The 15,660-nt window shown below is 30.9% G+C and carries 16 protein-coding genes; 8 read left to right on the top strand and 8 right to left on the bottom strand.

All coding sequences use genetic code 11. From position 1 onward, the window contains the following. Window positions 1-69 precede the first annotated feature (69 nt). The 4 genes from MHZ36_RS00580 to MHZ36_RS00565 form a co-directional block, all read right to left on the bottom strand. Window positions 70-966: a PhzF family phenazine biosynthesis protein gene (locus MHZ36_RS00580; RefSeq protein ID WP_239228936.1), complete on the bottom strand. Its 897-nt coding sequence runs from the start codon at window positions 964-966 to the stop codon at window positions 70-72. 41 nt (window positions 967-1,007) lie between these two features. Continuing rightward, window positions 1,008-2,219, bottom strand: coding sequence for a CynX/NimT family MFS transporter (locus MHZ36_RS00575; RefSeq protein WP_239228935.1), 1,212 nt, complete (start codon window positions 2,217-2,219; stop codon window positions 1,008-1,010). Between the two features lie 462 nt (window positions 2,220-2,681). Then, window positions 2,682-3,587: an ABC transporter substrate-binding protein gene (locus MHZ36_RS00570; RefSeq protein WP_239228933.1), complete on the bottom strand. Its 906-nt coding sequence runs from the start codon at window positions 3,585-3,587 to the stop codon at window positions 2,682-2,684. Further along, window positions 3,587-4,492, bottom strand: a complete 906-nt coding sequence (locus tag MHZ36_RS00565) for a helix-turn-helix domain-containing protein (protein ID WP_239228932.1) — start codon at window positions 4,490-4,492, stop codon at window positions 3,587-3,589. The genes MHZ36_RS00570 and MHZ36_RS00565 overlap by 1 nt, the downstream gene beginning before the upstream one ends. Before the next feature lie 368 nt (window positions 4,493-4,860). On the opposite strand from MHZ36_RS00565, the gene MHZ36_RS00560 reads away from it, so the two are divergent. Next, the gene (locus MHZ36_RS00560; protein WP_239228931.1) at window positions 4,861-5,289 is read left to right on the top strand and encodes a DMT family transporter; all 429 of its coding nucleotides are present in this window, start codon (window positions 4,861-4,863) and stop codon (window positions 5,287-5,289) included. A 12-nt stretch (window positions 5,290-5,301) separates the two neighbouring features. Further along, window positions 5,302-5,760, top strand: coding sequence for a DMT family transporter (locus tag MHZ36_RS00555; protein WP_239228930.1), 459 nt, complete (start codon window positions 5,302-5,304; stop codon window positions 5,758-5,760). A gap of 100 nt (window positions 5,761-5,860) precedes the next feature. Here the strand turns inward: MHZ36_RS00555 and MHZ36_RS00550 are convergent, their stop codons facing one another. Both MHZ36_RS00550 and MHZ36_RS00545 read right to left on the bottom strand, forming a co-directional pair. Then, complete coding sequence (locus tag MHZ36_RS00550; protein ID WP_239229212.1) at window positions 5,861-7,108, bottom strand: dicarboxylate/amino acid:cation symporter; 1,248 nt, start codon at window positions 7,106-7,108, stop codon at window positions 5,861-5,863. Window positions 7,109-7,618: 510 nt separating this feature from the next. Continuing rightward, a complete protein-coding gene (locus tag MHZ36_RS00545) occupies window positions 7,619-8,431 on the bottom strand; it encodes an oxidoreductase (protein WP_239228929.1) in 813 nt (270 codons plus the stop codon). A 206-nt stretch (window positions 8,432-8,637) separates the two neighbouring features. On the opposite strand from MHZ36_RS00545, the gene MHZ36_RS00540 reads away from it, so the two are divergent. The 6 genes from MHZ36_RS00540 to MHZ36_RS00515 all read left to right on the top strand — a co-directional run bounded on the left by MHZ36_RS00540 (window position 8,638) and on the right by MHZ36_RS00515 (window position 13,041). Further along, window positions 8,638-9,399 carry an SDR family oxidoreductase gene (locus MHZ36_RS00540; protein ID WP_239228928.1) on the top strand — a complete coding sequence of 254 codons (762 nt, stop codon included), beginning with the start codon at window positions 8,638-8,640 and terminating at the stop codon, window positions 9,397-9,399. 77 nt (window positions 9,400-9,476) lie between these two features. Next, window positions 9,477-9,794, top strand: a complete 318-nt coding sequence (locus MHZ36_RS00535; protein ID WP_239228927.1) for an ArsR/SmtB family transcription factor — start codon at window positions 9,477-9,479, stop codon at window positions 9,792-9,794. A 63-nt stretch (window positions 9,795-9,857) separates the two neighbouring features. Then, window positions 9,858-10,289 carry a DMT family transporter gene (locus MHZ36_RS00530; RefSeq protein WP_239228926.1) on the top strand — a complete coding sequence of 144 codons (432 nt, stop codon included), beginning with the start codon at window positions 9,858-9,860 and terminating at the stop codon, window positions 10,287-10,289. Window positions 10,290-10,299: 10 nt separating this feature from the next. After that, on the top strand, window positions 10,300-10,761 hold the full coding sequence (locus MHZ36_RS00525; protein WP_239228925.1) for a DMT family transporter: 462 nt from the start codon (window positions 10,300-10,302) through the stop codon (window positions 10,759-10,761). A 173-nt stretch (window positions 10,762-10,934) separates the two neighbouring features. Then, window positions 10,935-11,570: an esterase/lipase family protein gene (locus MHZ36_RS00520; RefSeq protein WP_239228924.1), complete on the top strand. Its 636-nt coding sequence runs from the start codon at window positions 10,935-10,937 to the stop codon at window positions 11,568-11,570. Between the two features lie 163 nt (window positions 11,571-11,733). Further along, window positions 11,734-13,041, top strand: coding sequence for a TrkH family potassium uptake protein (locus MHZ36_RS00515; protein ID WP_239228923.1), 1,308 nt, complete (start codon window positions 11,734-11,736; stop codon window positions 13,039-13,041). A 369-nt stretch (window positions 13,042-13,410) separates the two neighbouring features. On the opposite strand, the gene MHZ36_RS00510 is transcribed toward MHZ36_RS00515, so the two are convergent. Continuing rightward, window positions 13,411-13,611 carry a hypothetical protein gene (locus MHZ36_RS00510; protein WP_239228921.1) on the bottom strand — a complete coding sequence of 67 codons (201 nt, stop codon included), beginning with the start codon at window positions 13,609-13,611 and terminating at the stop codon, window positions 13,411-13,413. 150 nt (window positions 13,612-13,761) lie between these two features. Next, window positions 13,762-15,591, bottom strand: a complete 1,830-nt coding sequence (locus tag MHZ36_RS00505; protein ID WP_239228919.1) for a subtype A tannase — start codon at window positions 15,589-15,591, stop codon at window positions 13,762-13,764. Between the last annotated feature and the right edge of the window lie 69 nt (window positions 15,592-15,660).

Genomic DNA, 15,660 nt, shown 5'->3' with positions numbered 1-15,660 from the left:
ATTAATGGAAAATATTTATATGAAGCATATTTTTACAAACTAAGATTTCTATCCCACATAACTTATGTATTAATGAACTTCAATCTCCATAGTCTGAACGTATACTGCTGTACCGGTAATTTGAACATTATAATTACCTTCCGTTTTATTTAGATTTACAATGACTCTACCGTCTTTGCCAATTTCTTGTCCTTGTTCAACGACAAAATGATAGACATCTTGTGTTTCACGGTCGACATATTTTGCATAATACGCCCCCATCACACCTGAAGCAGTTCCAGTAACAGGATCTTCTACAGTGCCAGAATATGGAGATGAAAAGTGTCTACCATGCATGTCTGCATATCCATCATATGTTTCAAAGCATACTGGATGGATTGATACTTTAGGCATTTCTGTTAAAAATTCTGGAAACGTTGCAGTGTTAGGTATCATTTTTTGTACTGCTGCTAAAGTTTTAACAGGTACAATGAGCGTCCATAATCCTGTACTTCCATAGACAATAGGTAAATCAGCAACTAAATCATATTCAGATATATTTAATGCATTAACTAATGCCTCTTTTGAACTATTATATGGTTTAAATTGAGGTGCTGCTTGTTGCATTGTGATATTAATATTTTGTGATTCATCACCTTCAAGATGTATAGCTAAAATCCCCGCTTTCGTTTCAATGCGATAATCTTTTTTATCTGGTAATGCTCCTTCTGTTTTTAATGCATATATCGTAGCAATGGTAGCATGCCCACATAAATTCATTTCTTGTCCAGGTGTAAAATACCTTAATTTAAGGTCAGAAATATTAGATTTTTGAACAAATGCGGTTTCATTAAAACCTACCTGATATGCGATGTCTTGCATCAATTGTTCAGTTAAATGCTCTGCATTTAATACAACACCTGCTGGGTTTCCTTTATATGGTTTTGTACTAAATGCATCATAATGGTGTACTTTAATTTTAGTCATTTTCCAAATACTCCTCTCAAAATAAATTATTAATAGGCCAACTATTCATCTTCAATCACTTTATTTTCAGCAGCAAAGTAACCAAATACTGCAAAAAGTAACGACATGACCAATAAGGATATAATCGCAATATTCCAAGTCCCTGTGGCATCATAAGTAAATCCTACACAAATTGGTCCTATGGCACCAATAAAGTAACCTAATGATTGACCAAATCCTGATAAAGAAACACTGCCATCACTCGTACGTGCCCTAATAGAGAAGAATGTCATACATAGACTAAAACATGCCCCCATTGCTAATCCCGCAATGATAATACCTATAATTAATAAAAAGAGTGTATGTGAAAATAGCAGAGTAAACCCTATTAAAAATAAAAATGAAACGATAAAAACTAAAATACGTTGATCTTTTAATTTGTCTGCAATTATAGGAAATGTAAATGTCATCGGAACTTGTGCAAATTGATTGATCATGAATAAATAACCAGCGGTAGTTGGCTCTATGCCTCTATCTATTAAAATAGAAGGTACCCATGCTACGACTGTGTACACAATCATTGATTGAAATCCCATTGTGATTGCTAACATCCATGCTAACCTTGATTTAAATACATTTTTATTACAGTGGGAAGTGGTATAACTTTGTTGTTTCGATGCTTTTTCTAAATGGAAGACGTGAACCGCTTTTGGAAGCCATAATACGATAGCGATAATCGCTAAAATGAACCATACGGAGAGAGAAATTCTAAAACTAAGTGGTGAAATTGTAGATAAAGGGAAACTCAGACCACCGCCAATACCAGCAGTAAAGTGCATTGTGGCACTATATATACCTGTCGCTATACCTATTTGTGTAGGGAAATACCATTTTACAAAACTAGGCAAAAGTACATTACCAAAAGCAATACCTATACCTAATAATACAGTACCTAACAAAAAGATATTAATATCTCCTACAACTCTAACAATAAGTGCAATACTTAATAGCAACATAGAGAGTAAAATTGTTCTCGATACAGTTAATTGTGCCGTAACTTTTGATACCAAAGGTGAGACAATTGCAAAAATAATCAATGGAATCGTAATTAACGATCCAGCCACACTATCACTGACTTTTAATACTGTAGTAATTTCACTAACTACTGGACCTACAGAGGTCAATGGCGCACGCAATGTAGACGCAATAAATATAATAGCTATAATGATACCCCAATTTTCTTTTATCCTGTGTATTCGATACGCTTCGCCCATCACACGCAACCTTTCTTTTTTAAATTTGATAGTTATTCTGCATTTACTTTCTTAATCTTTCACCTTTCTACCATTCTTATGACAAATGCTTTTTAACAAATATAATACCCACTCAACAAAATAATATTTTTTGTAATATAAATTTGTTAAAAAATATATTATAGTAGCGAAAAACTATTTACAAATAATAGGTCGTTTTGTAACTATTTAAATTAAAATAAGTAAAATTCGTTTGCTATAATTCTTTTCTCTAATTCATTCTTTCATCATTCTTAAATGTTATGAGAAAAAATCCATAAGTGAACTTTAAAGTTCATTTATGGATTGTTTTTTGATAGCAATATTTCATGTGATGAGCTATCTCTGTTTTGGGGTATTTTCATCTAATATGATCCAATTCGTCTTGAAGTGCCTTATTCTCTAATGACTATAATTTGGAATTATATTTTACATTACATACTACTACTTAGATAATATTTCTTTTTTTAATTTTCCCCTTAAATTTTCTAATGTGATAGGATCAGTAAACCAATAGTCTTCCGCTCTATATTCAAATACCTTATTATTTTTTACTGCGTCAATATTTTTCCAAGCATTTGTATTTTTAAAATCAAAATTTGCTTCCTTCGATTCAGATAAAAATAAATAATCACCTGATAATTTATCTATTTCTTCTTTAGATATCGTGTGGTATCCTTCTTTATTCAATTTTTGTTTATAAGGTTCATTCATCGGCATTCCAAAAGCACCATGTATTATTTCTAAACCTCTACCACCCCAACTTTGTCCGTAAATATATATTTCTTTAGTCTTAGGTTCAAAAATTGAAGCTGTAGCACCATGTGTCTTGGCTTGAATCTCTTCTTTATCTTTCTTAGTTTTCTTCTCCCATTCTGTTACCCAGTCTTGCGCTTGTTTTTTATTATTAGTTATTTTTCCAACTTCGACAATAATTTCTTTATAATTATAATCGGTAGGTCCAAAAGCAATAGTAGGCGCTATTTTATTATATTTTTTAATATTTTTATCTCTTGAATCAGTTATAATTAAGTCAGGCTTTTGCTTTGCCACTTCCTCAACATCATTTTCACCTACAGATGCACTTTTTTTCAAATATGGTTTTAAAATATTAGAGTCTTTTGTCCAATCCAAAACCGCTACCGGCTTGATGCCTAATTTAATAAAATCTCCAACATAAAATGGCGTTAAAACTGCTATACGCTGTGGATTTTTAGGTATATTTACTTTCTTACCATCTGCTTGTTTGTATACTTTCTCTTCCTTATTATTTAAATTGTCTTTCTCATGAGCGCAACCAGTTGTGATAAATAATAAACTGATACACAAAATAGTAACTATTTTTTTCATCATTTATTCTCCATTGATTTATTTTCATAACCCTTTTTCTTAAACACTTTAGGCGACATTCCCGTCTTCTTTTTAAATACTTTATTAAAATTACTAATATCTAAAAATCCTACTTCATTTGAAATATCTATGATTTTCTTATTACTCGTTAATAGCAGATGTTTTGCCTGTTTAATTCTTATATCATTTCTATAATTTAATAGATTGGTACCTGTTTGATTTTTAAATTTATGTGTGAATGCAGATTTACTCATACCGGCCAACCTACAAATAGCATCTAAATTCATGTGCTTATTATAATGATGTTCAATAAATTCAATAATCCAACTTATCATCAAGTCATCTTCTTCATGTTTGTTTATACTATTTTTATGCTTTTCGTACACTCTACTCAAGAAAATAAACATCTCTATTAATCTAGATTTAATAAGCAACTCATATCCTAATTCTTTATTTTCTAATTCTTCCATTATAGTTTTTATTAGTATGTCGATTCTTATTCTTTCTCTAGGGTTCAATGTTAGTTTGTCGGTAAGCTCATAATCTCGTTTTAGAAATATTTGTAAATAGAAGAACTCCATAATCTCTTCTACATTAGAAAGATTAAATAATTCTTCTCGTAATACTTCAGGTTGAAATAAAACTAAGTATGTTTCCATAGTGGAATCATTATCTGTATAATAACCATGATATTCTCCTGGTTTAATCACACAAATATCACCTTCTGACAAATTATGCGTTGCGCCTTTGTATGTGTGGTAGCCTTTTCCAGAGTAAACATAGATTAATTCAATAAATTCATGTGAATGAATTTGATACTCATCTCCCGGTTTATGAAAGTGAGTAATAATATTTATTGGAAACTGCTTTCCTACTGAAAATGCTTTGTTTGTATGTAATTTCAACGGTACATCACCTCCATTTTTAAACTATTACAACTATTTTTATTTCAAATGATTTTAAAATCTAAAATAGCCTCGTTATTTATCTTGTATTATTAATCCACCTTTTAGTAATGATTTAAACATTTAATACTAATATAAGATTTTTACAATCTATTCCCCACCAACTGAAAACTATTATCAATTACTTATGTTATGAAATTTAAACTACTTTTTCTAGGCATTTTTACTTTAATACTTAGTCTATATGCCACAAATGTTAAATCTGATTGACTACAATTTTAGGCTAATATGCCTAGTTTTGTATACTAAATATCAATTAACCTGTTATTTATCAAATATTTTATTAACTTAATTCGGAGGATAAAGTGATGACTATTTTATTTTATATTTTAGCCTTATTTTCAGGCATATGTTTGAGTATTGAAGCCGCCTTAGGAGGGATTTTATCAGATAAAACTGGGGCTATTTTAAGTACTTTTTATATTTTCCTCATGGGCACAGTACTTTTACTTTTAATCGTTTTATTCTTTGGAAAAGGAAACTTTAAACTTTTACCTAGGAATAGCACATGGCAGTTAATGGGAGGGCTATTAGGTGCTTCGGGTGTAATCATGCTTTTTATAAGTGTCGCTTCAAATGGTGTGAGTATCACTTTAACTTGCATCATCATTGGCCAATTAATAACGAGTATGCTAGTTGAACATTGGGGACTATTTAACACAACAAAAACCCGAATTTCGTGGAATAGAATCATTGCAATATTATTACTATTTATCGCACTTTACTTTATTTTATAGGAGGCATCTCACATGGTTTTAATCATTATTTCAATATCATTATTAGCTGGTATTATTATTAGCTTACAGCAAACAATAAATGGGAAATTAGGACAAGTAGTCGGTATACTAGAAAGTGCTTTAATCTCATTTGCAGTAGGTACACTATTTTTATTTATACTTTTTATTTACAGTAATGATAACCCATTATTACTATTAAACATGCCAAAACTATATTTATCTTCTGCTTTTTTTGGTATTGTTTTTCTAACAATTATGCCGCTTGTTATACCTAAAATTGGTGTTACAAATGCATTGGTTATGGTAATTATTGGACAACTATTATGTGGTCTAATCATCGATCACTTTGGTTTATTTGGTTCACAAATAATTCAATTTGATATTAAAAAATTAATTGGTATCATATTTCTTTGTCTTTCCTTAGTCTTTATGTTTATAAATAAAAGTAAACCTTCATTACAACGCCATTAAATGTCATAGTACGCAAAAAAAGGTAGCTCCTAAATAAATAGGAAGCTACCTTTGATTATTAGTAATAGATTTTTTATAGTAGTTACGCTAAATTATCAATCTATACTTGGCTTTTTAAATACTCTTCTCCACGTTGTTTATCGTAGACACCCTCTGATTTTGCAATAACAACACTTGCTACAGAGTTACCTAATACATTTACACATGTTCTAAGCATTTCTAAAATTCTGTCCACACCAATGATTAATGCCAGTCCTTGTGGATTTAATCCAACTGAACCTAATGTCGTTAATAATACAACAATTGATGCACCTGGCACACCAGCCATACCTTTTGAAGTTAACATTAATGTGATCATTAATATGATTTGCTCACCGATACTTAAATGTACACCGTAGAGTTGCGCAACGAACAGAGCCGCAATTGATTGGTACATTGCTGCCCCATCAAGGTTAAATGAATATCCTGTTGGCAACACAAACGATGCAATATCTCTCGGTACACCAAAACGTTCCATTTTTCTCATAACTGTCGGTAATACCGCTTCTGAACTTGCCGTTGAAAATGCAAGCATCAATTCGTTTTTCAATAATTTCATTATACTAATAATCTTAACACCACATAAACGTGATACGATTCCCAATACAATGAAGATAAAGAAGAACATTGCAATAACAACCGTTAAGCATAATTTGAATAATGGAATTAATGCTGAAATACCAAATGTAATAATCGTTGTACTAATAAAAGCAAATACTGCGATTGGCGCTAATAATAACACTTTACCAATCATCCAGAATACCGCTTCAAGCGCGCCTCCTAAGACGTCTTTAACTGGTTTTGCTTTTTCACCAATTGCAGCTAAAGCAAGACCAAAGAACACAGAGAAAAAGATAATAGGCAATAACTCACCTGAAGATAATGCCTCAAATATATTAGTTGGTACAATATTTACAATTGTATCTATTAAGTGGTTCCCGTATGTACTACCTTCTGCACCTTTTGCAGTACTTTCATATTTTGAAATATCACCTTTAGGTAGTAAATCTGCATTTAAACCACTACCCGGTTTAAATAAATTCCCAAATATTAAACCTAAAGCGATTGCAAAAGTTGTCATAAAAATAAAGTACAATAGTGTTTTACCACCATAACGTCCAATCGTTTTTGTGTCACCAACATTTGAAATAGAAATTGCTAATGAACAAAATACAATTGGTACGACAATCATTTTAATCAAATTTAAAAATATATCTCCGAATGGTTGAATATAATTTATAACGTCCTTGTTACCATGTAAAATACTTCCTACAATTACCCCTAAAATTAAAGCGATGACTATTTGCATAGGCAAACTAACTTTTTTAAAAAATTTCACACTCTTCCTCCTCACAAAAATTAAAAAGCCACTCCCTTTTTCAAATACACTTCATTAATCATGTTCTAATTAAACTTGTCCTATAGTTTAATGAACATATACCAACCGTATAAAGATAAAACATAAACATGCGATATGTATTTTTTAAAACTAAAAAAGGCGTAACTTTTTAATAATGAAAACGTTTTTAATAAAAAGGATATACTCCCATCAAAGATTATCCTAAGTTGTTAATCTTTGAAAAAAGTATATCTACAGTTTATAACTATTCAATATATTAAATTTTTCTCTACGCTTTAACTATTATATCTTGAATTATCAATAATTCAAAGTACTTTTATTATTATACATTTAACTAAATTTAAATTTGACTAGTATAACTTATCTCACAATATAATTGAATATCTTCATCATTTATTCATATTTACTGTAAAAAACTGTTATAAAAGCATTTTAAAGCTTCAAAAACCTATATTGGTTTTAAATACCTCTTTGAATAATCCAGTTATATAGTTTTCCTGGCAATATTTTGTTCACAAAAACTAAACATTTTGCAAATTTTCCAACGATAAATCGTTGACGTATGTGATTATGTTCTATCGTCTTTACAATACGCTTTGCTACTACAGATGGTTGTGGTAATTGATTCGATTTGAATTGTGTACGCAACATATCTGATATTAAAGCTGATTTTTCGTGATAAGCACCACCTCGTGATACTTTTGCTAAGTTATCAGCAGCAATCAATCCCCAATTCGTATTAATACTCCCCGGTTGGATCACAACAACTTTTATACCAAAGTCTGATACTTCTAATCGTAAGCTTGAGCTATAACCTTCTAATGCGTGTTTAGACGCGTTATACCAAGCACCAAAATAACTAGGTAAACGACCACTAACCGATGATACATTCACAATCGTTCCATTTTGATTAGCACGCATGGATGGTAATACTGCTTTAATTACTTCTGATAAACCAAATAAATTTACATCAAATTGTTTTTTAGCTTCGCTTAATTTAATATCTTCTACTGCACCTAGCGATCCATAACCTGCACTATTCACTAAAACATCTATTTTTCCTTCTTTATTAATAATTTCATTAATAACTTGTTGTATTTGTTGTTGATTTGTAACATCCAATTGTACAATATTTGCATGATACGCTTTCAATGACTGCATATTTTCTACTGTTCTAGACCCTGCATAAACTATATAGTCTTTTTTAGCTAAATTTTTAGCAGTTTCATAACCGATACCACTACTCGCGCCTGTTACTAAAGCTACTTTCATTTTCCCATTCTCCTGTTCATAATGACTTTATATCGTTGTGTTAACATATCATATATTTATATATTTTAAAAAAATTATATATACACTTTAAGGAATATGTCTACATAAGTGGTTTAGTAAATTTAAAAGGTACTATGATAATTCAATTATTCGTATTCACCTTCTAAACATACTATACTTTTCACACTAAAATAGGAGTGTATATATTGAATATAAAAGGTAATACAATTTTAATTACAGGTGGCGCTTCAGGTATCGGTTATCAATTTTCAAAAGCATTTTACAATAAGGGTAATCAAATTATTGTTTGCGGTCGCAATAATGATAAATTACTAGCACTTAAGGAAAGCTTCCCTGAAATCGTAACGAAACAGTGCGATGTCGCAAATGCTGACGAAAGAGTCGCATTATTTGAATGGGTAACTGCTAACTATCCCAATATTAATGTTATCGTCAATAATGCAGGTATTCAAAATCGTTTCAATGTATTAACCGCAGATGCCAAAAACGATTGGGATACTTTAAATTCAGAAATTAAAATTAATTTAGATGCTACAGTCCAGCTTTCTATTTTATTCGGACAATATTTTGCCAAATCAAATAAAACAGCTAGCATCATTAATGTTTCTTCTGGTTTAGCATTCTCACCTATGGCAATTGCACCTATTTATTCTGCTACTAAGGCAGCAGTTAGTTCATTTTCTACGAGTTTGAGACATCAACTCTCTGAAACAAATACAAATGTTTATGAGGTGATCCCTCCTGCTGTTAATACTGACCTAGGTGGAAAGGGCATCCATACATTCGGTGCCAATCCAATAGATTTTATCAATGAGATTTTCACAGGATTAGAACAAGATAAAGTATACATTGGCTATGGGTCGTCTAAAGACCGTCTAACTATGACCAAGAATGAGTTAGATCAGGTTACTGAAAATATGTATAAAGAATTGAAAGATACTATCTAGCTACTATAGCAGATACAATATTAATTTAGTGATTTTCCTATTTGACATTTCGATAATTATCGAATAATATAGCTCATATGGAAAATATAGTAGATGTTTTTAAAGTATTGAGTAATCGCACACGCGTAGATATTTTAGTTTGGCTAAAGAACCCGCTAGATCATTTTGATAAACCGACTGCTCATCTCAACAAAAATTTGAGCGATAAAGGTGGCGTTTGTGTTGGAGATATTCAAGAAAAAGCTAACATGTCTCCTTCAACAGTTTCACACTATTTAAAAATGATGCAACAAGTAGGATTATTGGAGTCAGAACGTCATGGCCAATGGACATACTATAGAAGAAACGAATCCAATATTAATGAATTAGTCAACATTATGAAAAAAGATCTTTAACCAGAGATCTTTTTTTATAATGCTTAATTCGTTAATTCGCGAAATAAGGAAGAGAGGTAAGTCATGAATAAATTTGTTTTTTACATTATTGCCATTGTGGCAGGTATATTTTTAAGTATTGAAGGTGCGATTTATGCTGTTTTAGGAGACCAAATTGGAAAATTAGAAAGTAGTTTATATAATTTTGCCATTGGCTCCATTATTTTAGCCATCGCTTTATTATTTTTAGGTAAAGGGTCTTTATCTTATGCTATAAAGGCTCCTAAATGGGAACTCACTGGCGGTTTACTTGGAGTTATCTACCTTACTGTCTTGGTTATTACAATCCCAATTATTGGTGTTGGACTAGCAATGGGAAGTGTCGTAGTTGGTCAAATGATTATGAGTGCAGTAATTGAACATTTCGGCCTTTTAGGTAGCGAAAAAAAGCCATTGCGTATCGAAAAAATTATTGCGATTATTTTAATGATTATCGCCTTAACATTAATTTATTAGGAGGTCTATGATGCAAATTTTTATAGTGATTAGCGCACTCATAGCAGGCGTTACCTTAAGTACACAATCAGCAGTTAACGGGGCATTTAGTAAAAAAGCTGGCACATTAGAAAGTGCTTTTTTAACTTTTATAACAGGTGGTTTAATATTATTTATAATTACTTTGTTCTTTGGTCAAGGTAGCTTTTTAGAATTTTTCCACGCACCAAAATGGCAACTTGCTGCAGTTTGGTTTGGTGTTGGTTACTTATTCCTAACTATCGTTGCAATACCAAAAATCGGTGTGATTTCAGCTAATATTTCTGCTGTAATTGGACAATTAACTATGGGAATGATTATTGATCATTTTGGTTGGTTTGAAGGTTTAACAATTCACTTTGATATCAAAAGAATTATCGCACTTATTATAATGATAATTGCTTTAAGATTAATATATAAAGCAGAAATTAAAAATAGCGTATACACATCCTAATATGTTAAATCTATTTAGCTTATTTGAAAGCAACTACTTGAACCACTCGTAGTTGCTTTTTCATTTTTATATTCTAGACAACAACTTTTAAAATAAATAATTAAATTTTACATTGCTATTTATCAAAATTAAAATTATTATTAATTTAAATATAGATATAGGAGATATAGAATATGAAAAAAATAATAGTTTCAATAGTTTTAAGTGTCTTATTAATGGTTACTGGTTTAACTGGATTTTCTTCAAAATCAGAAGCGGCTACACCTACACATAACCCAGTAGTCTTTGTACACGGTATTGGCGGTAGTGCATCAAATTTCTATGGCATTAAAAATTATTTAGCTTCTCAAGGATGGGATCGTAACCAATTTTATTCGGTTGAATTCTACAATAAACAAGGCTCTAATTCTACAAATGGACCACAACTAAAAAGATATATCGATCGTGTGTTACAACAAACTGGTGCTAAAAAAGTGGATATCGTCGCACATAGTATGGGGGGCGCAAATACAATGTATTTCATCAAAAATTTAGGTGGAGAAACTAAAGTATCTAATGTCGTGACTTTAGCAGGTGCAAATGGATTAACAACAAATCAAGCCATTAATGGTCCTGGCGAAGACAATAAAATTAAATACACTTCCATTTATAGCCTTTCAGATGGTGTGGTTGCAACAACGCTTTCATACTTAAATGGTGGGAAAAATATTCGTCTTCCAGGTATTACACACCTTCAATTTTTATACAATAATCAAGTCAATCAATATATTAAAGATGGATTAAACGGTGGCGGCACAAGCTTAAATTAATCTATTTCATTATAAAAACACGATCGTTGAATGGTTACGCTATAGTAACAATATTCGAAAGTGTTTTTTATATACAATCAAATCACCAACTTTAACTAACACTTGCTATAAATAAAATATAGGCGTACTATCCTATATATCTATTAAAACAAGGTGATTAAAGTTGAAAAATATTACTCAATTAACTTATTTATATTTATCACTCTTTTTAACGACTACAGTAATTGGTTCACTACTGTTATATTTACCTGTAACCGGTAAGAAGCCGATATCATTAATCGATGCTTTTTTCGTTGCTAGTAGCGCATTCACTGTAACTGGACTCTCTACTGTAGATGTACCGAAACAATTTAACGCTTTGGGTGAAACAATTATTATGCTCCTCATACAAATCGGTGGAATAGGAATTGTAACGCTATCAATATTTGTACTTATCTTAAGTCGTAAAAAAATCACTTACAATGAACGTAGTTTATTAATGCTTACTTGGAACAGTGATAAAAATTCAAGTCTACTCAAATTAACGATTCAAATGATTGCTTTTGCATTTGGCATAGAGTTTCTAGGTTTCTTATTTCTAAATTTGGTTTTTATACCAGATTATGGATTTGCTAGAGGCAGTTTCATCAGTTTATTCACATCTGTTTCAGCTTTTAATAATGCGGGATTTTCACTTTTTTCAGATAACCTCATGTCATATAATTCTAATCCAATGATAAATATTATTATACCAGCACTAATCATCCTTGGTGGGATAGGCTATATCGTTATATTAGATATTGTAAAAACGCGTAAAATTGCTAATTTAAAATTGCACACAAAAATAGTACTCACCTCTACTTTCATCCTTATCGTAGGGGGAATGATTGCTTTTTGGTTGTTAGAATATCATCATGTATTAAAAGGATCTGATGTGCATACACAATTGTTTAAATCATTTTTCCAATCTGTTTCAACACGAACAGCTGGCTTTAATTCAGTCGATATGAGTAAGATTACGAATCCGACAATTCTAGTGTTTATCGTACTGATGTTTATTGGTGCCGCACCAATGAGTTCAGCTGGTGGAATTAAAGTTACTACATTCACAGTGTTGCTCGTATACATTTACTCAAGAATGATGGGTATTGAACATCCGCAAATCTTTAAACGTTCTTTAGTAAAACAACAAGTAAGCAATGCAATATTAATATTTGTACTTGGTATATTTTCAATTGCTATCGCAACATTCATAATCACTATTGCTGAACCACATATTGAATTTTTAAAATTATTATTTGAAGTCGTTTCCGCATTTGGTACCGTTGGTTTATCAACAGGTATTACTGCTGATTTATCTGTATTATCTAAAATAGTAATTATCTGTGTAATGATTTTAGGAAAAGTAGGTCTTTTTATTTTATTATCTATTTTCCAAGCGCCAAAATCTGAATCCTCATACTACTATGCGAAACAAGAAATACAAATGTAGTAAATCAGTTAAATTAAACATAAAAATATACGAAAAGGGTCTGAGACATTAAGTTCTTGGACAAAGTAAAAAGGCAATTTCTATATTATTTCAATAGAAATTGCCTTTTTCATTATTACTTTGATTTATAAATACCATGTATTTTAGCGAGACTCTTGAGGGAACAGGACAAGCTGAAGACTACAGGCTGAAGCCGTCCCCTAAGAAAGCGAGATAACAATACGAAAGATTGAATAAAAAGAAGCACTCAGATAAATTAATTCAATTCATCTGAGTGCTATTTTTCTGGAATTTATATCCCAGAGTTTTTATTTAATTATTGATGCCACTTTAGGTTTGAAAAATTACACTATACTAAAGTGGTGAATTTTATGATTTATGCTTTAAATAGCTATATACTGCAATAACGATGGCAGCTGTTGATAAAGCGAACAATGGAATAACATAGAAAATCTTGCCTTTCGCCTGATTTTGTTCAAGCTCTTGAATACGTAAAGCATGAATTTCTAACTCTTCTCTAGAGTCCATATAATCCTCTTTAATATTATATTGTTGGTTTTTCTTTTTCATATCTTTCATCCCCTTTAATCCTCGTTCTTAAATTATATAGATTAAATGAAAATTTGCAAGTTTATATTAAATAAGAACTTATTCTGAAAAAAGGTTAAATTCCACCTACCTTTTGGATGGTATTCCAATCGAAATGCTTATATTAGTGTCTTATTTTTTATTCACTTTTTTGACCCAATTAATAAAGTTTGTTTCAGGATCTCCTGATGTTTCAGCCATTGTGTGTTGTTTATCCCACACTGTTTTGAAATCAACATTACCTTTTCCTACAATTTGCTTTAATGCCAATGCTAAATTGGTTTCTACATTTAACGATGTGTCTCCTTGTTGAATACCTGTTCTAATTCTCCAATTATTAGCGACATTTGATTTACCATAGCCACTATATGCATCCGATAAGTAATACATTGGATTATACATATTTTGTCTTATGCTGATAGATGATCCCAATGCATCTTTTTTCGTCAAATCATCTTCATAAGCTTTACCATATTTTGATTTCCAACCACTTAATTTACTATATTCAGACTTTTTATCTTTAAGTAATTGCGTAACTGCTTTATCAAAATGTAATTTACTATTACTTCCAGATGTACCAAACACTTCGTTCTCAGCTTGACTCTTATTTAAATCATCAAATGCTGGTACATCTTTTGTTGGTTTTTTATAATACTTAGCAAAATCTTCTAAACTAGTAATATGTGCTTTCTTCGTTTTCTTGTTATAGGTAATCCACTTACCTTTTGTATTTAATGCTTTCAAGTAATCATTCATAGTTTTATATGTTTTAGTATTGTTATTTTGACCCATCATTTGTGGTGGTTGCTGATTATGATCACTATTACCACTAGGCATTGTCATGCCAGCTTGTTGACTATCTTGTTTTTTATAAGAGAATTTTGTATTATTTAAAAACTCTGTTGCTGATTTTTCAATTTCTTCTTTTAAATATTTAGTATACGATCCACTAGTATATTCGCCATTCTTGGATTGCTTCAATGCTAATTTCTTATTTCCATCTTTTAAATTCAATTTGTTTAGATATTTACCATAACTTGCCGCTAAATCATTGGATAATTGACCAGTAAATGTATTGTTTTTTCTTTTACCCGAGTTTGAAAATTGCCCCATATTCCATTCGTATGCTGCGTCAGATTGGTCTAGACTTGTTATTGGACACCAGGCCATTGCACCATCAATTTTATCACTGATATATTTTCCATCTTTATCTGTCATAGCAGCGCCAATTTTCTTCAGATATTTGTAATACAATTTACTATCACCCGAAGCACCCATAATTGAACTTTGTGCGCCTCCACCACTGTGTCCAAAAGTATAAACTTTTGTACTATTACCAGGTAAATTCCCACTATTAAATCTGTAATAACGTACGGCTGCTTTCAAGTCCGTTACACCCCATGGTGCACCAATTTCATATGAGGATTTTTTCTGCTCTGATTGTTGATTACCCATACTCATACTTCTCCCTCTAAGCCCTGCTTGTACATAAATAAATCCTGATTTCATATATTTTGAAATAGAGCTATAATTATATGATTTAGGTGCACTTTGTGAAGCGTATCCTGGTGTATTTACTGGATAGACTATAGGTGCAGTTTTAGCTGTATAATGCTTATACTTTTTAGTTTTATTAATAGAAACTGTATAATTACCATTGCTATTTTTCTTGCCATTAAAGTAAGCAGCAGGCACGTAAATACCCATTTTTTCTACATTTTTTGCTTGTGGCTTGGATACATAACTTACATTTAATTGATAATAGACTTTATTTTTACTATCATATTTCCATTTTGTATTATCTATTTTTAATTTCGATGAAGCTTGATTGTAATTTTTTATTTTTACTTTTGAAGTATCTACACCCTTGTTGTCCTGCTTTTTAGATGATTCTTCATCGTGAGCACTACAACCAGCTAACAATAGCGTTGTACTTAAAATTGAAATGATTATTTTTTTCAAAAATTTTCCTCCTTAAAATATTTTTAAATTAAAATTAATCTTAAATTAATTCAGGAGGTATTATCAATT

The organism is Staphylococcus sp. ACRSN (genome assembly GCF_022346615.1).
Classification (GTDB): domain Bacteria; phylum Bacillota; class Bacilli; order Staphylococcales; family Staphylococcaceae; genus Staphylococcus.
The sequence above is the reverse complement of the archived record's forward strand: the minus strand, read 5'-3'. Positions and strand labels throughout refer to the sequence as shown.